The sequence below is a fragment of the Rhizobium sp. ERR 942 genome, assembly GCF_007828395.1.
In the GTDB taxonomy this organism is placed as follows: Bacteria; Pseudomonadota; Alphaproteobacteria; order Rhizobiales; family Rhizobiaceae; genus Rhizobium; species Rhizobium dioscoreae.
Genome location: NZ_VIUA01000005.1, coordinates 111,324 through 133,232, shown reverse-complemented (window position 1 = coordinate 133,232; position 21,909 = coordinate 111,324). Strand labels below are relative to the sequence as shown.

The 21,909-nt window shown below is 60.9% G+C and carries 23 protein-coding genes; 18 read left to right on the top strand and 5 right to left on the bottom strand.

Annotated features, from left to right (window positions below; translation table 11 throughout):
- Positions 1 to 38: 38 nt before the first annotated feature.
- The 10 genes from FBZ97_RS20730 (at position 39) to modC (ending at position 8,893) form a co-directional block, all read left to right on the top strand.
- Positions 39 to 674, top strand: a complete 636-nt coding sequence (locus tag FBZ97_RS20730) for a GNAT family protein (RefSeq protein ID WP_113352816.1) — start codon at positions 39 to 41, stop codon at positions 672 to 674.
- A complete protein-coding gene (locus FBZ97_RS20725; protein WP_145321779.1) occupies positions 671 to 1,258 on the top strand; it encodes a GNAT family N-acetyltransferase in 588 nt (195 codons plus the stop codon). Before FBZ97_RS20730 ends, FBZ97_RS20725 begins: the two co-directional genes overlap by 4 nt.
- 267 nt (positions 1,259 to 1,525) lie before the next feature.
- The gene (obgE, locus tag FBZ97_RS20720) at positions 1,526 to 2,617 is read left to right on the top strand and encodes a GTPase ObgE (protein ID WP_069611422.1); all 1,092 of its coding nucleotides are present in this window, start codon (positions 1,526 to 1,528) and stop codon (positions 2,615 to 2,617) included.
- Complete coding sequence (gene proB / locus FBZ97_RS20715) at positions 2,614 to 3,783, top strand: glutamate 5-kinase (RefSeq protein WP_145321777.1); 1,170 nt, start codon at positions 2,614 to 2,616, stop codon at positions 3,781 to 3,783. The genes obgE and proB overlap by 4 nt, the downstream gene beginning before the upstream one ends.
- Positions 3,776 to 5,059, top strand: a complete 1,284-nt coding sequence (locus tag FBZ97_RS20710) for a glutamate-5-semialdehyde dehydrogenase (RefSeq protein WP_145321775.1) — start codon at positions 3,776 to 3,778, stop codon at positions 5,057 to 5,059. The genes proB and FBZ97_RS20710 overlap by 8 nt, the downstream gene beginning before the upstream one ends.
- A 37-nt stretch (positions 5,060 to 5,096) precedes the next feature.
- Positions 5,097 to 5,678: a nicotinate-nucleotide adenylyltransferase gene (locus FBZ97_RS20705; RefSeq protein WP_229002124.1), complete on the top strand. Its 582-nt coding sequence runs from the start codon at positions 5,097 to 5,099 to the stop codon at positions 5,676 to 5,678.
- Positions 5,679 to 5,706: 28 nt separating this feature from the next.
- Positions 5,707 to 5,898, top strand: coding sequence for a hypothetical protein (locus FBZ97_RS20700; protein ID WP_113389688.1), 192 nt, complete (start codon positions 5,707 to 5,709; stop codon positions 5,896 to 5,898).
- A gap of 336 nt (positions 5,899 to 6,234) precedes the next feature.
- Complete coding sequence (modA, locus tag FBZ97_RS20695) at positions 6,235 to 7,032, top strand: molybdate ABC transporter substrate-binding protein (RefSeq protein ID WP_145321770.1); 798 nt, start codon at positions 6,235 to 6,237, stop codon at positions 7,030 to 7,032.
- 89 nt (positions 7,033 to 7,121) lie between these two features.
- Positions 7,122 to 7,823 carry a molybdate ABC transporter permease subunit gene (modB, locus tag FBZ97_RS20690; RefSeq protein ID WP_145321768.1) on the top strand — a complete coding sequence of 234 codons (702 nt, stop codon included), beginning with the start codon at positions 7,122 to 7,124 and terminating at the stop codon, positions 7,821 to 7,823.
- On the top strand, positions 7,820 to 8,893 hold the full coding sequence (gene modC / locus FBZ97_RS20685) for a molybdenum ABC transporter ATP-binding protein (protein ID WP_113352822.1): 1,074 nt from the start codon (positions 7,820 to 7,822) through the stop codon (positions 8,891 to 8,893). Before modB ends, modC begins: the two co-directional genes overlap by 4 nt.
- Here modC and FBZ97_RS20680 read toward each other — a convergent pair whose 3' ends face one another.
- A complete protein-coding gene (locus FBZ97_RS20680) occupies positions 8,894 to 9,277 on the bottom strand; it encodes a winged helix-turn-helix domain-containing protein (RefSeq protein WP_113352823.1) in 384 nt (127 codons plus the stop codon).
- 170 nt (positions 9,278 to 9,447) lie between these two features.
- Here FBZ97_RS20680 and FBZ97_RS20675 point away from each other — a divergent pair, with 170 nt between their 5' ends.
- From FBZ97_RS20675 to FBZ97_RS20645, 7 genes are all read left to right on the top strand, one after another.
- The gene (locus FBZ97_RS20675) at positions 9,448 to 9,747 is read left to right on the top strand and encodes a DUF1330 domain-containing protein (RefSeq protein WP_145321766.1); all 300 of its coding nucleotides are present in this window, start codon (positions 9,448 to 9,450) and stop codon (positions 9,745 to 9,747) included.
- A gap of 159 nt (positions 9,748 to 9,906) precedes the next feature.
- The gene (gene rsfS, locus FBZ97_RS20670; RefSeq protein ID WP_069611404.1) at positions 9,907 to 10,353 is read left to right on the top strand and encodes a ribosome silencing factor; all 447 of its coding nucleotides are present in this window, start codon (positions 9,907 to 9,909) and stop codon (positions 10,351 to 10,353) included.
- A 170-nt stretch (positions 10,354 to 10,523) separates the two neighbouring features.
- Complete coding sequence (gene rlmH / locus FBZ97_RS20665) at positions 10,524 to 11,006, top strand: 23S rRNA (pseudouridine(1915)-N(3))-methyltransferase RlmH (protein ID WP_113352824.1); 483 nt, start codon at positions 10,524 to 10,526, stop codon at positions 11,004 to 11,006.
- Between the two features lie 187 nt (positions 11,007 to 11,193).
- On the top strand, positions 11,194 to 12,630 hold the full coding sequence (locus FBZ97_RS20660) for a murein hydrolase activator EnvC (protein ID WP_246661818.1): 1,437 nt from the start codon (positions 11,194 to 11,196) through the stop codon (positions 12,628 to 12,630).
- Entirely contained in the window at positions 12,620 to 13,948 is a 1,329-nt protein-coding gene (locus FBZ97_RS20655; RefSeq protein WP_113333468.1) for a S41 family peptidase, read from the top strand. The genes FBZ97_RS20660 and FBZ97_RS20655 overlap by 11 nt, the downstream gene beginning before the upstream one ends.
- Positions 13,949 to 14,176: 228 nt before the next feature.
- Entirely contained in the window at positions 14,177 to 15,370 is a 1,194-nt protein-coding gene (locus FBZ97_RS20650; protein ID WP_145321762.1) for a divergent polysaccharide deacetylase family protein, read from the top strand.
- Positions 15,371 to 15,410: 40 nt separating this feature from the next.
- Positions 15,411 to 15,950 (top strand): RNA pyrophosphohydrolase, encoded by a 540-nt coding sequence (locus FBZ97_RS20645; RefSeq protein ID WP_113352827.1) that lies wholly within the window; start codon positions 15,411 to 15,413, stop codon positions 15,948 to 15,950.
- 143 nt (positions 15,951 to 16,093) lie between these two features.
- On the opposite strand, the gene bfr is transcribed toward FBZ97_RS20645, so the two are convergent.
- A complete protein-coding gene (bfr, locus tag FBZ97_RS20640) occupies positions 16,094 to 16,579 on the bottom strand; it encodes a bacterioferritin (protein ID WP_069611399.1) in 486 nt (161 codons plus the stop codon).
- The gene (locus tag FBZ97_RS20635; protein ID WP_233788780.1) at positions 16,545 to 16,805 is read right to left on the bottom strand and encodes a (2Fe-2S)-binding protein; all 261 of its coding nucleotides are present in this window, start codon (positions 16,803 to 16,805) and stop codon (positions 16,545 to 16,547) included. The genes bfr and FBZ97_RS20635 overlap by 35 nt, the downstream gene beginning before the upstream one ends.
- On the opposite strand from FBZ97_RS20635, the gene FBZ97_RS34790 reads away from it, so the two are divergent.
- Entirely contained in the window at positions 16,695 to 16,958 is a 264-nt protein-coding gene (locus FBZ97_RS34790; protein WP_246661828.1) for a hypothetical protein, read from the top strand. The two genes, FBZ97_RS20635 and FBZ97_RS34790, sit on opposite strands and share 111 nt — an antisense overlap.
- A gap of 38 nt (positions 16,959 to 16,996) precedes the next feature.
- Here FBZ97_RS34790 and FBZ97_RS20630 read toward each other — a convergent pair whose 3' ends face one another.
- Together FBZ97_RS20630 and FBZ97_RS20625 are read right to left on the bottom strand one after the other, a co-directional pair.
- A complete protein-coding gene (locus tag FBZ97_RS20630; protein WP_145321760.1) occupies positions 16,997 to 20,461 on the bottom strand; it encodes an error-prone DNA polymerase in 3,465 nt (1,154 codons plus the stop codon).
- The gene (locus tag FBZ97_RS20625) at positions 20,458 to 21,885 is read right to left on the bottom strand and encodes a DNA polymerase Y family protein (RefSeq protein WP_233788778.1); all 1,428 of its coding nucleotides are present in this window, start codon (positions 21,883 to 21,885) and stop codon (positions 20,458 to 20,460) included. The genes FBZ97_RS20630 and FBZ97_RS20625 overlap by 4 nt, the downstream gene beginning before the upstream one ends.
- Positions 21,886 to 21,909: the final 24 nt, after the last annotated feature.

The following is a 21,909-nucleotide window of genomic DNA, read 5'->3' as shown; positions in this document are numbered from 1 at the left end:
TCCCCTTTTTCTTACCCTCAACCAAGGAGGACTGAACCATGCAAGGCGAATTGTTAAGGGAAGACCAATCGAGGTCTCCCGAAGAACGGCTGAGGCCGGAGCGGTTAAGGACCGATTGCCCTGTCTTACTGTCGGAAAGGCTCGTTCTGCGCGCGCCCCACGAAGAAGACATCGACGCCCTTGCCCATCTCGCCAACAACGCCCATGTCGCCACAATGGTATCGCGTATGCCGCACCCGTATACGACCGCCGATGCCGCCGATTTCGTGCGACGCACGAAGCTTGGCGAGATTGGCAAGTGCGTCTATGCGATTACCAAAGCCGACAACGGCGCCTTTCTCGGTTGCTGCGGGGTTGAACCCACGGGCGACCCGAACACGGTCGAGATCGGTTACTGGCTGGGCGAGCCCTACTGGAACCAGGGCTATACGACGGAAGCGGCCCATGCCCTCATCGACATGGTCTTCCGCACGCGTGAGAATGTGGCGCAAATCGATGCCCGTTGCCGGGTAACGAACGTCGCATCGAGGCGCGTCGTGCAGAAGTGCGGCTTCCAGTTCCAGGGATCCGGCCTTGCTGCGTCGCTGGCGCTCGGCAGCACCGTGCCGGTCGAATGGTACCGGCTCGACCGCAAGACCTGGATCTCGCTGCGCAGCTGGGGAGGCATGAGATGAACGCTCTCGCCCTCACCCGCCGCGATACCCGGATTCTGACGCCCGGGCCAACGCCGGTCATCCAGACCGGCCGACTGACGCTGCGCCCGCACCGGCTCAGCGACGCCGATATGATTGCGGAATCGCTTTCGGATTTCGCCGTCACCCGCATGCTGGCCCGCGTTCCCGCGCCCTATGACCGGCAGGATGCGCTCGACTGGCTGGTCGAGCACACCTCCGGCCTCGGTGTCGATTGGGAGCTCGCCATCACCGAGCGGGATGATGCCCATATCGGCTGCGTCGGCATCGAGCTTCGCCACGGCCGCTGGCACCTCGGTTATTGGCTGAACCGCTTCTACTGGCGGCAAGGCATCATGACCGAAGCGGTCAAGGCTGCGCTCGAACGTTTTGCCCGCCGCATGCCCGAAGTCGCCGTTTATTCTGGCGTCTTCGCCGACAATCCGGCGTCGCTCAAGCTGCAGCAGAAGCTCGGCTTCGAGATTATCGGCTGCTCGGAGATCTACAGCTTTGCCCGCAACACCATGGTTCCGCATATCGAAACCGTGCTGAAGCCGGACGCGCTGCGGCTCTCGCAGGCGGCCTGAGCCATGAGAATAGGCCATCGCCGGCCCGTCCGGCGATGGCCGTCATATCAATCATGCAGTTCCGTCCCTTTATGGCGCTGGAGCCGCACGATATTCTTTGACCTCAGCCCGAAGCGCCTATATCGAAGGCGACATGACGGGCAAACGGCCGCTCGATGTTTCTTTTAGATGCAGAAGGAGCGGCAGACATTGAAAAGAGCGCATAGGCTTTTGTGAATCCCATTCGATCCGAGGGGATATGCGCCGACACCGGGTGACGGACGTAAGATGAAATTTCTCGATGAAGCAAAAGTCTATATTCGCTCAGGCGACGGCGGCGCGGGCAGCGTCTCCTTCCGCCGCGAGAAATTCATCGAGTTCGGCGGCCCGGATGGCGGCGATGGCGGCCGCGGCGGCGATGTCTGGGTCGAGGCCGTCAATGGCCTGAATACACTGATCGATTTCCGCTACCAGCAGCACTTCAAGGCGAAGGTCGGCATGCATGGCATGGGCAAGAACCGCGCCGGCGCCAAGGGCGACGACGTGACGCTGAAAGTGCCCGTGGGAACGCAGATCTTCGAAGAAGACCAGGAAACGCTGATCTGCGATTTGACGGAAGAAGGCCAGCGCTTCCGGCTGGCCGCAGGTGGCAATGGTGGCTTCGGTAATGCCTATTTCAAATCCTCGGTCAATCAGGCGCCGGACTGGGCCAATCCCGGTCTTCCGGGCGAAGAAAAGACCATCTGGCTGCGGCTGAAACTCATCGCCGATGCCGGCCTCGTCGGCCTGCCGAATGCCGGAAAATCGACGTTTCTCGCAGCCGTCAGCCGTGCACGGCCGAAGATCGCCAATTATCCCTTCACGACGCTGCATCCTAATCTCGGCGTTGCCACCATCGACGGCCAGGAGTTCATTTTGGCCGATATTCCCGGCCTGATCGAAGGCGCCCATGAGGGCGTCGGCATCGGCGACCGCTTCCTCGGCCATGTCGAGCGCACGCGCGTGCTGCTGCATCTGGTCTCCGCCCAGGAAGAAAAGGTCGGCAAGGCCTACAAGACCGTGAAGCACGAGCTGGAAGCCTATGGCAACGACATCACGGACAAGCCGGAGATCGTTGCCCTTTCGCAGATCGACGTGCTGGACGATGAAACGCTGAAGAAGAAGACGCGCGAACTGGCGCGGGCCTGCGGCAAGACGCCCTTCCAGATTTCCGCCGCCACCGGGCGCGGCATGACGGAAGTGCTGCGCGCATTACGCGACGTCATCGTCGAAGCCAATGCCGGCGAAGCGGACAAGCCGGCGAAAACGCCGAAGCTGCGGCATCGCGACATGCAGTCCGCCGATGATGTCGGCGCTGACGACGAGGACAATCAGGGATGACTGCCCGCAAGCCGCCCGATCGCTACCGCCGCATCGTCATCAAGATCGGCTCGGCCCTTCTCGTCGATCGCAAGACCGGCTTGAAGAAATCCTGGCTCGACGGCATGTGCGCGGATATCGCCGCATTGAAGGCCAAGGGCATCGATGTTCTGGTCGTCTCCTCGGGCGCGATCGCGCTCGGCCGCTCCGTGCTCGACCTGCCCTCCGGTGCACTGAAGCTGGAGGAAAGCCAGGCGGCAGCGGCTGTTGGCCAGATTTCGCTGGCTCGTGCCTGGTCGGAAAGCCTGTCGCATGACAATATCGTCGCCGGCCAGATCCTACTGACCCTCGGCGACACGGAAGAGCGGCGGCGCTATCTCAATGCGCGCGCTACCATCAACCAGCTCCTGAAAATCGGCGCGGTGCCGATCATCAACGAGAACGATACAGTCGCGACCAGCGAAATCCGCTATGGTGACAATGATCGCCTCGCCGCCCGCGTCGCCACCATGACCGGCGCCGACCTTCTCGTGCTGCTATCTGACATCGACGGGCTCTATACCGCCCCGCCGCATCTCGATCCGCAGGCGAAATTCCTCGATACGATCGCGGAGATCACGCCCGAGATCGAAGCCATGGCCGGCGGTGCCGCCTCGGAGCTGTCGCGCGGCGGCATGCGCACGAAGATCGATGCCGGCAAGATAGCGACCGGAGCCGGCTGCGCCATGATTATTGCTTCCGGCAAGACCGACCGGCCGCTGAATGCGATCGAGAGCGGCGCCCGCTCCTCCTGGTTCGCGCCGTCGGGAACGCCCGTCACCGCCCGCAAGACCTGGATTGCCGGGCAGCTGCAGCCGGCCGGCGAATTGCATGTCGATGATGGCGCCGTCACCGCGCTTGGCGCCGGCAAGAGCCTGCTGCCGGCCGGCGTGCGCCGCGTCGTCGGCCATTTCGGCCGCGGCGACACTGTTGCCGTCGTCGGCCCCTCCGGCCGTGAGATCGCCCGCGGCCTTGTCGGCTATGATGCCGAAGAGGCCCGCCAGATCACCGGCCGCAAATCGGCGGAGATCGAGGCGATCCTCGGCTATGCCGGCCGCGCCGCCATGGTGCATCGCGACGACCTCGTCATGACCGCTTCCGTCAAGGCGAAGGCCGAGAAATCGAAGAAGGATGAAGCTCATGCTTGATACTGTCGCACAAAGCCCCGACATCGACGCCCTGATGAACGATATCGGCCGCAAGGCCCGGGCTGCGTCGCGACCGTTGGCCTTCGCGTCGACTGACAGCAAGAACAAGGCCCTGAATGCCATGGCGGATGCCATTCTGGCCCGCAAGGATCATATCCTCGCTGAAAACGCCAAGGACCTGAAAGACGTCGAAGGCACCGATATGCTCGCCTCCTTCGTCGATCGCCTTACGCTGAACGACAAGCGTGTCGCCGAAATGGCCGAAGGCATTCGCGCCATCGCCGCTCTGCCCGATCCCGTCGGCGAAGTCATCGCCGCCTGGGATCGTCCGAACGGCCTGAAGATCGAGCGCATCCGCACGCCGCTTGGCGTCATCGGCGTCATCTTCGAAAGCCGGCCGAACGTGACGGCCGATGCCGGCGCGCTTTGTCTGAAGGCCGGCAATGCCGTGATCCTGCGCTGCGGCAGCGATTCGCGCCGCTCCTCGCAGGCGATCCATGAGTGCCTGGTCGAAGGATTGAAGGCCGCCAGCCTGCCGGAACATGCCATCCAGCTCGTGCCCGTCAGCGATCGCGCCGCCGTCGGCGCCATGCTGCGCGGCCTCGAAGGCAATATCGATGTTATCGTGCCGCGCGGCGGCAAGAGCCTCGTCGCCCGCGTGCAGACCGAGGCGCGCGTGCCGGTCTTTGCCCATCTCGAAGGCCTCTGCCACATCTATATCGATGCCTCGGCCGATCTCGACATGGCGAAATCCATCGTCGTCAACGCCAAGATGCGCCGCACCGGCATCTGCGGCGCCGCCGAAACGCTCCTGGTCGACAAGAAAGCCGCTTCCACCCATCTGAAGCCGCTGCTCGATGGCCTTGCCACGGCCGGCTGCGAAATCCGTGGCTCCGCCGATGTGCTGCAGCTCGTTCCCGGCCTCAAGGAGGCCACGGAAGAGGATTGGACGACCGAATATCTCGCCGCCATCATCTCGGTCGCGCTGGTCGACGGCATTTCCGGGGCAATCGGCCATATCGGCAAATATTCATCGAACCATACCGAAGCCGTGATTGCCGAAGATCCTAGTGTTGTCGAGCGCTTCTTCACCGAGATCGATTCGGCGATCCTGCTGCACAATGCCTCAACGCAATTTGCCGATGGCGGCGAATTCGGCATGGGCGCGGAAATCGGCATCGCCACCGGCAAGATGCATGCGCGCGGGCCCGTCGGCGTCGAGCAGCTCACCTCCTTCAAATATCGCGTTCGCGGCACCGGACAGATACGGCCCTGACGTGCTGAAAGAAGAGGTTGATCAACGCTATCTGCGCATGCCCCATGCCGAGCGCGGCATGGTGGTCGGTCTTTTTGGCGGCTCGTTCAACCCGCCGCATCGCGGTCATGCGCTGGTCGCCGAGATCGCCATTCGCCGGCTTGGCCTCGATCAGCTCTGGTGGATGGTAACACCGGGCAATCCGCTAAAGAGCCGCAATCATCTGGCGCCGCTTGCCGAGCGCATCGCGCTGAGCGAGCAGATCCTCCACAATCCGCGTATCAAGGTGACAGCGTTCGAGCAGACGCTGGGCATGAGCTATACCGCCAATACACTGGCCTACGTGAAGGCACGCAACCGCCAGGTCCATTTCATCTGGATCATGGGCGCCGACAGCCTGAATACGTTCCATCGCTGGCAGAAATGGCAGGAAATCGCGCAAACCTTCCCGATCGCCGTCATCGACCGGCCGGGATCGACGCTCTCCTATCTCTCGGCCAAGATGGCAAAGACCTTTCATTATGCCCGCGTTGATGAAGATGACGCCCGTGTGCTCTGGAAGAAGCGTGCGCCGGCCTGGACCTTTATCCATGGACCGCGTTCGGCATTGAGCTCGACCGCCTTGCGCGCCGCTCAATAATTCCGCCAATTTCCGGGAAGCCTGAAAAATGAAAAGCCCGACGCGGGAGGAGGTGCGTCGGGCTTTTGAACCTGATCAGCAACTGGGAGGAGGAGAGTTGCTGATCCATATCGAACGGCATTGGGAGGAGGAGATCGCCGTTTCGATGATTATGTTTTACCAGATTCTACCGATTGATAAATGGGCGATTGCGCAATGCAGCAATGCATACGATGCATGACTATGAAAATTTTCTGCCCAAAAAACGCTTCTTTTGCGAAGTTCTCGCCATTTGATTTTCAGTATCGGACTTAATTCGGCGAAAGAATGGCGCAAGATTCCACGGTTCGTAACGTTACGTCGTACTTCGTGAGCGTTCGCCAATCCACTGGGCAAATTCAGTCATGCATTTTTGTAATGCCCAAAACCGCCCATATGCACTGCGTCGCGGAAAATCCATAAAATTCGTAGGTTTACGCGATCATATCGCGATGTATTTTTGCAAATACATCCCTAGTCAAGCCTTGCGTGTCGTTATATCTCTCAAAATATGTCGACATCTTTGGAGAGAATTAGGATGACCACCAGCCGACGCCAATGGATCAAGCTCGCAACCGCCGCGGTATCAGCCGCATGGCTCGGCCTTTCGGTCATTCCGGCACCGGCCCTCGCCGCCGACAAGATCGTCGTCTTTGCCGCCGCCAGCATGAAGAACGCGCTCGACAACGCCGATGCCGCCTTCACCAAGGAAACCGGCAAGGAGGTCACTGTCTCCTACGCGGCGAGCGGACCGCTTGCAAAGCAGCTTGAAAATGGCGCGCCGGCCGATGTTTTCATCTCCGCCGACACGAACTGGATGGATTATGTCGCCGGCAAGAAGCTGATCAAGGACGATAGCCGCATCAACCTGCTGGGTAACAAGCTCGTTCTCGTCGCCGCCAAGGACAAGGCGAAGCCGGTCGAGATCAAACAGGGCTTCGATCTTGCTAACCTGCTTGGCGACGGCCGCTTGGCGATCGGCCAGCCGGAATCGGTACCAGCAGGCAAATACGGCAAGACGGCGCTGGAAAAGCTCGGCGTCTGGGCTTCAGTCGAAAAGAAGGTCGCGGGCGCCGAAAGCGTTCGCGCCGCCCTCGCGCTCGTTTCGCGCGGCGAAGCGCCTTACGGCATCGTCTATCAGACCGATGTCTCGGCCGATCCTGGCGTTGCCGTCGTCGGCACCTTCCCGGCCGACAGCCACCCGCCGATCGTCTACCCGATCGCCATCACCAGCAGCAGCAAGAACCCGGATGCACAAGCCTATTTCGACTTTCTGAAATCGGCTAAGGCTGTTTCGTTCTTCGAGCATGAGGGCTTCACGATCCTGAAGCAGTGAGCGTCATCACCGCAAGTCAGGTATGAAAAGTTCAAGCCCTCAGGCTCGCTGACTCGTGGCGAGCCTGAGATGTTTTAAGGGGCGGGTATTTGGAAGCGTTGGGTCTGAGCAGCGACGAATGGACTGCAATAGAGCTGAGCCTGCGCGTTTCCATTGTCGCCATGCTGGTCAGCCTACCCTTCGGCGTTGTCGCTGCCCTCCTGCTCGCACGCGGCCGGTTCTGGGGTAAATCGGTCCTCAATGGCGTTATCCATCTGCCGCTGATCCTGCCGCCCGTCGTCACCGGCTTCATCCTCCTCATCCTCTTCGGCCGAAAGGGGCCGATCGGATCTTTACTTGATCAATATCTCGGCCTCGTCTTCTCCTTCCGCTGGACTGGGGCAGCACTTGCCTGCGGCGTCATGGGTTTCCCGTTGATGGTCAGAAGCATCCGCCTGTCGCTCGAAGCGGTCGATCGCAAGCTGGAGGAAGCGGCCGGCACGCTGGGCGCCAGCCCCATCTGGACCTTTCTGACGGTCACGCTGCCCTTGATCCTGCCCGGGATCATCGCCGGCATGATCCTCTCCTTCGCCAAGGCCATGGGCGAATTCGGCGCCACCATCACCTTCGTCTCCAACATTCCCGGCGAGACCCAGACGCTGTCTTCGGCGATCTACACCTTCACGCAGGTTCCAGGCGGCGATGCCGGCGCCATGCGGCTGACCATCGTCGCCATCGTTATTTCCATGGCAGCCCTGCTCGCCTCGGAATTCCTCGCCTATCTCGCAGGCCGCAGGGTGGATTTCGAATGACGCTCTCGGTCGATATCCGCCACCGCCTCGGCGTCTTTTCGCTGGAGGCCTCCTTCACGTCCGATGGCGGCGTGACGGCCCTTTTCGGCCGCTCCGGCTCCGGAAAGACGTCGATCGTCCGCATCATCGCTGGCCTCACTCGGCCCGATCACGGCCATGTCAGCCTCGACGATACCGTGCTTGCCGATAGCGACAGGCAGATCTTCGTGCCACGCCACCGCCGCCGCTTCGGCTATGTCTTTCAGGAGGCACGCCTGTTCCCGCATCTATCCGTGCGGCAGAACCTCAATTACGGCCGCTGGTTCGCACCCAAAAGCGAGCGCAGCGAAAGCTTCGATGGCGTCGTCGATCTCCTCGGCATCGGCGCACTGCTCGACCGGCGCCCGGCAAAACTCTCGGGCGGCGAAAAGCAGCGCGTCGCGATCGGGCGCGCCCTGCTCTCTTCGCCGCGGCTCCTGTTAATGGACGAACCGCTGGCAGCACTCGACGAGGCCCGCAAGGCGGAAATCCTTCCCTATCTCGAGCGGCTTCGCGACGAGACCAATATACCGATCATTTATGTCAGCCATTCGATCTCCGAAGTGGCGCGCCTCGCCAACCGTGTCGTCGTCATGCGCGACGGCAAGGTCGAGGCGATCGGCGCCGCCGTCGACATCTTCAGCCAGCTCTCCGGCCCGCTGGCGGAAGACCGACGCGAAGCTGGTGTGCTGCTGGAAGGCCGCGTCGAAGCGATCGACGATAACAATCATCTCACCGTCGTCGCCCTGAAGGCGGCAAGATTGATCGTGCCGGGACAGGTAGCCGCGGTCGGCAAGACGGTGCGTGTCCATATTCCCGCCCGTGACGTCATGCTGGCGACGACGCGGCCGGAGGGTCTCAGCGCCCTAAATATCCTCGGCGGCGAAGTGCTGGGAATCGGCACGGCGGCTGACGGGACGGCTGAGATCAGGGTCGATTGCGGCGGCGACATCGTCACTGCCCGCATCACGCAATTCTCAGCCGAACGGCTGGGGCTGCGCATCGGGCTGCCGGTCCATGCGGTCATCAAGACCGTGGCGCTCGAACATTAGTCAGGATTTTTTCGAAGAAGCGTCCGCCAAGCTGCGATTGGCTTCGAGCCAGTCCAGGTCATCGGCTATTGCCGCGCGCAGCGTCGTTTCCATGCCGCGGAACCGCCGCAGCAACTCCTCGCCAAACGGCGTCAGGGCGGCGCCGCCACCCTTCTGGCCGCCGCGTTGCGATTCGACGACCGGTTCGCGGAACATATGATTAAGTTCGCTGATAAGCAGCCAGGCCCGGCGATAGGACATGTCCATGGCGCGGCCGGCGGCCGAGATCGAGCCGGTCTGCTGAATATGCTCGAGAAGCTCCATCTTGCCGCGCCCAAGCCGATCCTGCCCCGAAAAGCTGATGCGGAGAATGGGCTTCAATGATGACTGCGGAGCGTCGGTCATGGCACCTGTAATGGTTTGGTCTCAATGGTTTATAGGCGGCTTTCGCGCGCCTGTACATGCCGGGGAGAATGGACGGAAGACGGTAGCGGCCTATCTGATTTCCAATACAACGGCGCACTTCCAAACAGGAGTGCCGCGAGTTCTTCATCGTCGCACGGATGGGAAAAACAATGTCGGCTTATATCATCTCCGATGTCACGGTAAGCGATGCCGAGGCCTTCCAGATCTACCGGACCCGCGCAGCCGCCTCCATGACCCGGTATGGAGGGCATTATCTTGTCCGCGGCGGCCCGATCGAAAAGCTGGAAGGCGACTGGTCGCCGCAGGCAATCGTGATCGTCGAGTTTCCCGACATCGAGCGAGCCAGAGCCTGGTATCGCTCACCGGAATATGCCCATGCCCTTGAAGTTCGCGACCAAGCGCTCAGCCGCAACCTCATTCTTGTCGACGGAGTGACCCCGGAAAGCTGATTTTTGGCATCTGCCGCGGATGTTCACCCATATCTGGTGCAAAAGAGCCCCGTTCAGACGCAAATCCTTGTCCCGAATGGCCGAAGTTACAGGCCTGCGTCTTGAAACCTTAATGCTTTGGTGCCTATCTTTATGACGTGATCGACTCAGATCACTCACGTGCATGTTCTGTTACTCAAGGAAGGAAGAGCACTGACAACAGTACACGCCAAGGGAAGAACGCCTGTCGTTATCCCGAAGAGCTCGGAACGTGGCGCCGATGCCGCTGCCCGCGCCCTGCAAGCCGTCCTCGCAAGCCTCGAGGATTCCAAGGCCGAAAATATCGTCACCATCGACATTGCTGGCAAGTCTGCGCTTGGAGACTACATGGTCGTCGTCTCCGGCCGATCGAACCGCCATGTCCTGGCGATTGCCGACCATCTCATGACCGATCTCAAGGACGAGGGCTTCGGCAATGCCCGCGTCGAGGGTCTCGATGGCGGCGACTGGGTGTTGATCGACACCGGCGACATCATCGTTCATGTCTTCCGACCCGAGATCCGCGAGTTCTACAACATCGAAAAGATGTGGGCAGCACCCGATCTCGACGAAGGCACGCTGCACTAGCGGAGCGACCGCATTTCCGGGAAAACTGCGTAGCGGTTTTCCGCCCGGAATGCGGAAGGATCCAAGGGCGCCTTCCCGGCCCCCTGTGCAGGTTTAGATCGCCGGAGATGAACCTCCGGCAAGAGTTTCGTTTTGTGCCGCCATGACGGCGGATTTGCGTGGGAGCGGGAATGCGGATAGGTCTTTTTGCGGTGGGACGGCTGAAAGCCGGCCCGGAAAAGGATCTTGCGGCTCGCTATCTCGACCGTTTCGCCAAGGCCGGACCAGCCATCGGCCTGGAAATGGCGCGCATGACCGAGGTTGCCGAAAGCCGAGCATCCAACAGCGAGACCCGCAAGCGTGAAGAAGCGAGCCTCTTGCAAAAGGCGCATCCCGAAGGCGGTGTCCTCATTCTTCTCGACGAACGCGGCAAGGCGCTCGACAGTGAAGCCTTCGCCGGCATGCTCGGAACATACCGCGATCAGGGCAAGCGCGACCTGACGATCGCCATCGGCGGTGCCGACGGCCTCGACCCCGCCCTCTACGACAAGGCCGACATGACCATTTGCCTGGGCAAGCTGACCTGGCCGCACCAGCTCGTGCGCATCCTGATTGCCGAACAGCTCTACCGAGCCGTGACCATCCTCTCCGGACACCCCTACCATCGGGTGTGATTGCTCCATCCGTTTTGAAAACAGTTTGGCTTTCACCGTTTTTGCGTTAACGAAACGCTCACACAGGCGTGTTTTGATTCCCGCCCTGAAAATGACGATGCTTCCTGGATGATCGCGGCAAATCAGCTTATTTTCGCGCGATCCGAAGGGACCAGGCCGAACCGACTGGATGAGAAAAGCCCCGCCCATGCTTTCGCGTATCGTGCTGCCAGCTTTGGCGGCAATGCTCGGCGTGGGCGCCTATATGGCAGGCCCTTTCTCCCGGGAGGACGTCGCCATCGCGCAGGAAGCGGATGCCATCGCGCCGCAAGCGCCTGACGATCGCCCTTCCGCGACGGCATCGGCACCTGCACAGGAAACCCCTGACCCGGCAGCAGACCTTGCGCGCAAGCGCGATGAGACGCGCGCGCAGCTCGATGCGCTTTCCAAGACGATCAGCCTCTCGTCCGGCAAGACGAAGGAACTGGAAGACAGCATCGCCTCTCTCGACAAGAGCACCGAAAGCCTACGTCAGGCGCTGATCGACAGTGCAGCCCGTCGCAAGGACCTGGATCGGAAGATCCAACAGAGCGAGAAGACGCTGACGAACCTCGCCGTCAGGCAAGACAAGATCCGCGCCTCGCTGCACGAGCGCCGCGCGCTGCTGGCCGAGGTTCTCGGCGCGCTGGAGCGCATGGGACGCAATCCGCCGCCGGCTTTGCTGGTAACGCCGGACGATGCGCTCGCATCGGTGCGCAGCGCCATTCTTCTCGGCGCCGTCGTGCCCGGAATGCGCAAGGAGACGGACAAGCTCATCGCCGATCTGACCGATCTCAGCAAGTTGCAGGCCGATACCGCCGCCGAAAAGGCGAGCTTCACCACCACCATGACCAACAGTCTGGAGGAGGAGCGGCGTATGGATCTGCTGATTGCGGAGAATGATAAGCACAGCAAGGAAAACGCCACCCAGCTTGAGGCGGAGCGCAAGCGCGCGGAGGAGCTGGCAGGTCAGGCAACCAGCCTAGAAGGGCTCGTCGCCTCGCTGGAAAGCCAGATCGGCTCGGTGCGGGACGCTGCCGCAGCTGCCCGCGCGGAAGAGGCGCGCCGCGCGCAAATGACCGAACAGCAGCGCGAGCAGGCGAAAGCCCTCGCCGAGAGCGGTGTGCCCGATAAAAACCGCATTACGCCCGCATATGCATTTTCAGACCTGAAGAAAAAGTTGGAGCTGCCCGTGGCGGGCGATATTCTCCGCCAGTTCGGCGACGACGATGGCACCGGCCACACCGCGATGGGAATGACCGTCGCGACCGGCCCGGAAGCACTGGTCACGGCTCCCGCCGACGGCACGGTCGTCTACGCCGGCGCGTTTCGCAGCTACGGACAGATGATCATCCTGGACACGGGCGACGGCTATCACATGGTGCTGTCGGGCATGGACGCGATTAAGACGCGCCCTGGCAGATTCGTCTTCGCTGGCGAACCGCTTGCCACCATGGGCCAAAAAAGAGTCGCGAGCGCGACTGCATTGGCGCTGGAAACGGATCGGCCAACGCTTTACATTGAATTCCGAAAAGATGGAAAACCAGTCGATTCTCGGCCCTGGTGGACCTCCAAAGACACTGGAAAGGCACGCAATGATACGTAGGGCTTCTCTTGTTCTCGTCGGCGCATTGATGGGTGCGACCGCGATGGGCGTTATCTACTCGGCGGTAGCGCCGGCGGAAGCCGCTGGCACTTCCACCTATAAGGAATTGTCGATTTTCGGCGATGTCTTTGAGCGCGTGCGTGCGCAGTATGTGACCCCTCCCCAGGAAGACAAGCTCGTCGAAGCCGCCATCAACGGCATGCTGTCTTCACTGGACCCGCATTCGAGCTACATGAACGCCAAGGATGCGGAAGATATGCGCACCCAGACCAAGGGTGAGTTCGGCGGTCTCGGCATCGAAGTGACGATGGACAACGATCTCGTCAAGGTCATCACCCCGATTGACGATACGCCGGCTGCCAAGGCCGGTGTCCTTGCCGGCGACTATATCACCGCCATCGACGGCCAGTCCGTCCGCGGCCTGAAGCTGGAAGATGCCGTCGAAAAGATGCGCGGCCCGGTCAAGACGCCGATCAAGCTTACCCTGATGCGCAAGGGCGTCGACAAGCCGATCGAGCTCACCGTCATCCGTGACGTGATCGCCGTTGCCGCCGTCAAGTCGCGCGAGGAAGGTGGCGATGTCGGTTATATCCGCATCATCTCCTTCACCGAAAAGACCACGCCGGATCTCGAAGCCGCGATCGCCAAGATCAAGAAGGATATCCCGGCCGACAAGCTGAAGGGCTACGTCCTCGACCTGCGCCTCAACCCGGGCGGCCTGCTCGACCAGGCGATCAACGTTGCCGACGACGTGCTTGAGCGCGGCGAGATCGTTTCGACCCGCGGCCGCAATCCGGACGAGACCCGCCGCTTTAACGCCACCCCGGGCGATCTGACCGACGGCAAGCCGATCATCGTGCTCATCAACGGCGGTTCGGCCTCGGCTTCGGAAATCGTCGCCGGCGCGCTGCAGGATCTGCGCCGCGCCACCGTGCTCGGTACCCAGTCCTTCGGCAAGGGCTCCGTGCAGACGATCATTCCGCTCGGTGACGGCAACGGCGCCCTGCGCCTGACGACAGCGCTCTACTACACGCCGTCGGGCCGTTCGATCCAGGGCACGGGCATTACCCCCGATGTCAAGGTCGACCAGCCACTTCCCGACGATCTGAAGGGCAAGCTGACGACGGAAGGCGAATCCAGCCTGCCGGGCCACATCAAGGGCCAGAGCGAGACCGACAAGGGCTCCGGCTCTTCGGCCTACGTGCCGCCGGACCCGAAGGACGATATCCAGCTCAACTACGCACTCGACCTGCTGCGTGGCGCGAAGACCGATCCGGCCTTCCCGCCGAACCCCGAAAAGGCGGTTTCCTCAAAGTAAGGACTGGCGCCGGGCTGGAAACAGACCCGGCGCTTTCACGATGAGGGAGCGGGACGAAGTGTAGCGTTCCGGTCGTCTCCGCTGGCCTCAATTCCGTATGAATCCGACGTCTCTCAGAAACAATTTTGTTCATGTTTTAGCGCTTTGAGTGCCGCGGGCATTTTTCCGCTTCTTCGTGAGCGATATGCTCGAGGCCGATAGAGTTTTCCGCTTGGGGTGGATTGGAACTTGGGAACGGATTTGCATGCACCGTTGGGACAGAACCGCGGCCCCGGCCGCCAGCGGCGCTCCATCCCCTTTGGACGCATTCTCGGCGGCTTCTGCCTGATCGCGATCGCCGGCTTTTCTCTCTATTCGGCGCTTTTGCGCGATCAGCTGCAAAAGACCCGGCCGGTCGAGACGGCAAAGAAGGAAGATCCGGCTCCTCCAGCCAAAGCCAAGCCGACTACGGCCGAGCAAACCGGACAGACCGGACTAGCCCAGGTCGATCCGCAATCCGGCGCCAATACCACACGCATCGTTACCGGCGATGGGTCGGTCGTCACCATGTTCAGCCCGAACAACCGTGATGGCAGCGGCCCGGTCCTGATCAACGCCAATCAGGTGGGCCAGGACCCGCGCATGGCGGCAACGCCGAATGACAGCCTGCTGGAAGACTCTCCCTTCGGCAAGCTGCCGATCACATCGGCGAGCGGCCTGCGACCGATGGATCAATATGCGCGGCCCTGGTCCGGCGCGCGCGGTACCCGCATCGCTATCGTCGTCAGCGGCCTCGGATTGAGCCAGACAGGCACCCAGCGCGCCATCGAGAAGCTGCCGGAAGAAATCACGCTTGCTTTTGCCGTCAGCGGCAACAGCCTGCAGCGCTGGATGCAGGAGGCGCGGCGCGGCGGCCATGAGATCCTCATCCAGGTGCCGTTCGAGCCCTTCGACTATCCCAGCAACAATCCCGGCCCGGATACGCTACTGACCTCGTTTTCGGCTGCAAGGAACATCGATAACCTGCACAAGGCGATGGGCAAGATCACCAATTATACCGGTGTCATGAACTATCTTGGCGGCCGCTTCCTCGCCAATCCCAGTGCCATGGAACCTGTGCTGCGCGATATTGGAAAGCGCGGCCTGCTATTCCTGGATGATGGCTCTTCGGCGCAATCCAAATCCGGAATGCTCGCCAAGACACTGGAAGTGCCGCATGCTTTCGCCGATATCCAGCTCGACGGAGAACTGCAGCAGGACGCGATCCTCAGGAAACTCGATGAGCTCGAGCGCATCGCCCGCCGCAACGGTTCCGCGATCGGCGTGGCCTCGGCGTTCGACGAAAGCGTCGATGCCATCAGCAAATGGAGTGAGGAGGCCGCCATGCGCGGCATTGAAATCGTCGCCGTCTCGGCGCTTGCCGACGACCCGAAACATCCCTGACCCCTGGCCCGGTTCGCTGGGCTGATCCCTGGAGAGAGAAATGAGCACGCCCCACGCGCCCGTAAGAGCCGAAGACCTGCCCTACCGCCCTTGTGTCGGCATCATGATCCTGAATCGGGAGGGCTTGGTCTGGGCCGGCCGCCGCATTCCGGACGGCAATTCCGAGTATGACGGCTCACCGCAGCTTTGGCAGATGCCGCAGGGCGGCATAGATGAGGGCGAAGATCCGCTGAAGGCCGCCTATCGCGAGCTTTATGAGGAAACGGGCATGAAAGCCGTGACCTTGCTCGCGGAAGCGAAGGATTGGATCAATTACGATCTGCCGCCGCAGCTGATCGGCATCGGCCTCAGGGGAAAATACCGCGGCCAGACGCAGCGCTGGTTCGCCTTCCGCTTCGACGGTGACGAGAGCGAGATCGCCATTAATCCGCCGCCGGGCGGTCATGAACCGGAATTCGATGCTTGGGAGTGGAAGCCGATGGCCGAGCTTCCCGGTCTGATCGTTGCCTTCAAGCGATCGGTCTACGAGCAGGTGGTTTCGGAGTTCAGCCATCTGGCCGGCCTCAAGGCTGAAGACTGAACGAAAAAACCGGCCGCAGTGCGGCCGGATTCTGAAGCAATTCCAGGAAAAGTGCGTAGCGATTTTCCGTTTGGAATTGCTGGAAAACAAAAAGATAGAGCGGTTCAGAGTTTCCGTGAAAAGCCGAACCGCTCTGGTATCGATTATTCTGCGGAATCGGCGGAATCAGCGTTGAGCTGGCCGTATTTTGCTTCGCCGATTTTTCCGAGCAGTTCGAGCTGGGTTTCGAGGAAGTCGATATGGCCTTCCTCGTCCGCCAAGAGCTCTTCGAACAGCTTCATGGAAACATAATCGCCGGCATCGTGACAGATATCGCGGGATTTCTTGTAGGCGGTGCGGGCATCGTATTCGCCGGCAAGATCGGCTTCCAGCACTTCCTTGACGTTCTGGCCGATGCGCAGCGGCGCCAACGTCTGCAGGTTGGGATGGCCTTCAAGGAAGATGATGCGGGCAACGAGGCGATCGGCGTGCTGCATTTCCTCGATGGATTCTGCGCGCTCCTTCTTGGCAAGCTTGGTGTAGCCCCAGTCTTCGAGAAGTCTGTAGTGAACCCAATATTGGTTGACTGCGCCAAGCTCGAGGAACAGCGCCTCGTTAAGCCGCTCGATGACTTTTTTGTCGCCTTTCAATGTCCGCTCTCCTGTTGTCTTCATGGAATTTTTTCAGGCGGGACATGAAATCAAATATTTCCGCTTCCGTCGAGTGGCGGCGGGCATGATAATCTTGGGTTGTCTGTATAATGATATCAACGACATTCGGGAAGCAGCCGCAGCAACGGCCGCGCTTTTCCATGGCGTGATAAACCTTCGCGGGAACGATGAGCTGCCAACAGTCCTGATCAAGGAGTTCGTTGATAACGTCCCGGATTTCCTTGTCGGTGATGTAATTACAACTGCAAACCAGCATTCTTCGCTCAGCCCGTCAAACATGACACCTGCTGTCTTGTTATCTGCTAAAGAAGACGCTCTTTGTCAAGAAAGAAACGATTCGAATCTGGTCCGCCCATGAGGTCATTGGCCTCCGCCGGGGATGCGGAGGCCGGAATTTCAATGAAAATTGCGGCCTCGCGGCATGACTCTGGCCGTTTCGGCACCATTGCTGCGGCCTTCCGCCGCTGCCCCGGCAGCGGCTCCACGCGGCAGAGGGGACTTCTCCTTCTGTCTGACATCCATGGTCGGCCGCAGCGCCTCATCCGCTCGATCGCTCACGCCAAAACGCCGCGCCTCGCGCTGCAAAATACCAAGTGCCGGCGTCATATCCTCGATATGATCGACCACCACGTGGATGACGCCGCTCTCGCTCTGCAGCCGGCCACGGATCTTCACCAGCCGCGCTCCCATGACGATGGCACGGTATTTCTCAAACTTCTTCGGCCAGACGATCGCATTGGCGACGCCGGTTTCATCCTCCAAGGTCATGAAGATCACCCCCTTGGCCGAACCCGGCCGCTGGCGCACCAGCACCAGGCCGGCGATCGTCACCATCCGCCCATTCGCCACCTTTGGCAGATCCCGGCTTTGCACGATGCCTTGCCGCGCGAAATCGGCGCGTAGGAAGGAAACCGGATGTGCTTTCAGCGATAGCGACAGATAGCGATAATCTTCGATGACCTGCTCGCCAGGCAGCATTTCCGGCAGCGCAACCACCGGCTCGACCTGCAGCTCCGTATGATCGCCGAGATCGAAGAGGGGAAGCTTTTCAGCAGCGCTGCTGGCATCGAGCGCCCGCACGGCCCATAGCGCTTCCCGTCGGCTCAAGCCGATGGAGCCGAACGCATCCGCATCCGCCAGGCGCTCGATCTGCGCCTTGGCAAGACCGGAGCGAAGCCAGAGGTCACGTACGGACCGATAACCCTCGCCACGACCCTCGACGAGCTGCTTCATCTCGTCTTCGGACAAACCCTTGACCTGCCGGAAGCCGAGACGGACGGCACATTGCGTCTTGATAATCCCGCGCATCGACGCATGACGCGGCTCGACCGCATCCTTATCGAAGCGTCCCCGCTCGAGCAGGCAATCCCAGCTGGAACGATTGATATCCACCGGCCGCACCTCGACGCCATGCTCGCGTGCGTCACGCACCAGCTGCGCCGGGGCATAGAAGCCCATCGGCTGGGCATTGAGGATCGCCGCACAGAAGACATCGGGATAATAGGCCTTGAGCCAGGAGGAGGCGTAGACGAGCAGAGCGAAGGAGGCCGCATGGCTTTCGGGAAAACCATACTCGCCGAAACCTTCGATCTGGCTGAAACAGCGTTCGGCAAAGTCCTGAGGATAGCCTTTCGCGACCATGCCCGAAACCAGATCCGTCTTGAATTCATCGACCCTCCCCGTTCGCTTGAACGTCGCCATGGATCGGCGCAGCCGATCGGCTTTGGCAGGCGAAAATCCGGCTGCAGTGATGGCGATCTGCATCGCCTGTTCCTGAAACAGCGGAACCCCCAAAGTTCGCTCCAGAACAGCCTTCAACTCCGGACGATGATATTCGATCGGCCGCTTGTGAAGATCGTCATCCCGCCGCTTGAGGTAAGGATGAACCATGTCTCCTTGAATGGGGCCGGGACGGACGATCGCTACCTCGATGACCAGATCATAGAATTTACGGGGCCGAAGACGCGGCAGCATGCTCATCTGCGCCCGGCTTTCGATCTGAAAGACGCCGATCGTATCGGCGCGACAGATCATATCATAGACCGGCACGCCATCAGGATATTCCTTGCTCCCAAGGTCGGCGAGCGCCTTCTTCACGTCGTAATGCAACAGCAGTAGGTCGAAGGCCTTGGCAAGGCAGGTCAGCATACCGAGCGCCAGCACGTCGATCTTCAATATATTGAGATTGTCGAGATCATCCTTGTTCCACTCAATCATATAGCGATCGTCCATCGCCGTATGCATGATCGGCACGACCTCATCCAGCCGATCCCGGGTGATGACGAAGCCGCCGACATGCTGGGTCAGGTGCCGCGGAAATCCCATCAGCGTCGAGGCATAGGAAAGGACGTTCCGTGTCGTCTTGTCCTTGAGATCGAGGCCGGCAATCTTCGCCTCGCGCTCGGAAAGTTCTTCCGTCGACCAGCCCCAGACGCCGCTCGCAAGAGCCGATTGCACATCTTCCGACAGGCCGAAGGCTTTCGCCACTTCGCGGCCGGCCGAACGTGCGCGATAACTGGTGACCGCCGCCGTCAGCCCGGCATGCTCCTTTTTGTAATGCCTGTAGATGAACTGGATAACCTCTTCACGCTTCTCGTGCTCGAAATCGACATCGATGTCAGGTGGCTCCTCGCGTTCCGTCGAGATGAAACGCTCGAAAAGCAAGCTTGTTATTTCAGGATTGACCTCAGTAATCCTGAGGCAATAACAGACGGTCGAATTGGCTGCCGATCCGCGTCCCTGGCATAGGATATTCGCACTGCGAGCAAACTCCATGATGCGGTGCACCGTCAGGAAATATGGCTCATATTTCCGCTCCCTGATGAGCTTGAGCTCGTGCTCGATCTGCATCGAGACCTTTGGCGGGATCCCTTCAGGAAAGCGCCATCTGGCCCCCTCCCAGGTCAGTCTCCTCAGCGTTTCCGCAACGGTCTCTCCAGGAACGCTTTCGTCGGGATAATTATGTTTCAGCTCGTCCAGCGAAAAAGAAAGCCGGCTAAAAAACTTCTGCGTATTGGCGATGGCCTTCGGATAATCCCTGAAGAGGCGCGCCATCTCGGCAGCATCCTTCATGTAGCGCTCGGCATTCGCCGCCAGCCTGAAGCCGGCTTCGGCGATCGGCACATGCTCGCGGATCGAAACGACGATATCGGCAAGCGGCTTGCGCTCAGTCGAATGATAGAGCGGCTGATTGCTGGCGATCAACCGCACGCCATTGCGCTGCGCCAGGATGGAAAGCGTGGCGAAGACCATGCGGTCCCGCCCGTCATAGGCCGGCGACAGGACCATGTGGAACTTCCGGCCGAATCGCATCCATAACCGCTTCAGGCATTGCTCCAGCTTTTCCTGCCCTTCTTGCGTCTCGACACTTTCAGCATCGGGAATAAGCGCCAGCATCATCTCGTCGCCCCATTCCGTCAGATCGGCCTCTTCGAGCTGGCAGGAACCCTTCTCGGCTCTGAGATTGCCAGCACTCAACAGCCGGCAGAGATGCGCCCAGCCCTTACGGTTTTCCGGATAGGCAAGAATGTCAGGCGTGCCGTCCGAAAACACCAGGCGCGCGCCCGGCTGGAAAGGGACCGGCTTCAGAAGCGGCTTTTCTGGCTCGCCCTTCGCTCGAAGCGTTAGATTCTTCTCAATGCCCTCCTTGTATTTTTCCCAGAGAATCTTGGTATGCGCATGCGCCTTAACGACGCCGGCAACCGAATTGCGGTCGGCAATTCCAAATCCCGACAGTTTCAGGATGGCGGCCTGCGCCGCGATTTCCTCTGGATGCGAGGCACCTTCGAGAAAGGAGAAATTCGTTCTCACCCCGATCTCAAAGAAGGGCACGGGTTCGTGGAAACTCGGACGCGCGTTCATGCGAAGACTCCATGCATGTACCAGTCAGGCGTCGTGGCGCCTCTGCCATAGAGCCCCTTTCGGAACAACCAGAAACGATGGCCTTCCTCATCTTCGACCTGGAAGTAATCGCGGTCAGGTTCTTGCCTTTCCTCGAGCCACCATTCCGCCGAAAGCCGCTCCGGCCCTTCGGCCCGGCTGACCCGATGCATGACCCGCCGCCAGCGAAATTGCCGGGGCGGGCCATCGGGCACTTCGGCAGCAATGGTTTCGACCAGTTCCGGCATGCGAAACAGCCGCAGCGGCCGCTCGCCGCGGAAGAAGCCATGGCCAGCATCCTCCTGACCTGTGCGCGGCTTCGAGCTAAGGATGGTCATCGCCGGCAGCGGCCGCACAGCTCGTTCGGGGATATGGCTCTGCCGCAGCTCGAACCCTTGCAGGCAGTCCGGCCCCAGCCGGGCGGCCACGCGATCCACAAAGGCGGCAAGCGAGCCTTCCTGACGATCTCCTCCGACAAAATCGCCTTGCATGGCATCGAAGGGCGCATGCTGAAGCACATTCAGGCGGATGATTTCGAAACCATAGCCGACATCGAGATCGTCATGAATGGCGCCAAAGCGCTCAGTGAATAGGCTGGCGATGCGGCTCGGCTCACGCAACGGCTGCGATGCGCCGGCCGCGATACGGAAGACCGCGCCATCCACACGGAAGAGCAGGAGCTCGAAGGAGCGACCGCCGATGCCGCGGGCTTCCAGCCCCGGCTTCAGGCTTTCGGCAAGCTGGCGGGCAAGCTGAAGAATATCCTCTTCGGCCTGCACCGGCTCGGCCAGCCGGCGCTCGGCCGACAATTGCGCGACCGGGCGGCGCGGCGAGATCGGCTCTTCGACCAGACCGACAGCCTGATCGAGCCGCAGCAGCAGCTGCGCGCCGAACCGGCGGGCAAGCGGCGCTCGTGGTGCGGCCAGAAGATCGCCCACCTGCTTCAGGCCCATCTTCTGCAAGGCTGCAATAGTCTCCTCGCCAAGCCGAAGACATGCGACCGGCAGCGACGCCAATGCCTCTTCCATGGCCTCCGGCGGAACGATACGGCTCTCGTCAAAGCGGGCAACGGCCCAGGAGAGGCCGGGTGCGGAGGAAATGGCGCCGCGCACATCGAAGCCCAGCCGGGAAATCCGGATCAAGACATCCTCGAGCAGCGCCTCTTCACCGCCGAAGAGATGGGCGCAGCCGGTAATGTCGAGAAACAGCCCGTCCTTGCCGTCGATCGCCACCAGCGGCGTATAACGGTCACACCAGTCGGCGATCGCTTCCAGAAGCTTGCGATCCGCCGCCGGATCCTCCTCGACGACATCGAGATCGGGACAGATCGCCTTTGCCTCGGCCACGCCCTGCCCCTGTTTCAAGCCGATCATTTCAGCCCGTTCGTTGAGCGCGGTCAGCCGCATGGCATTGTTGAGCTTGCCGGCACA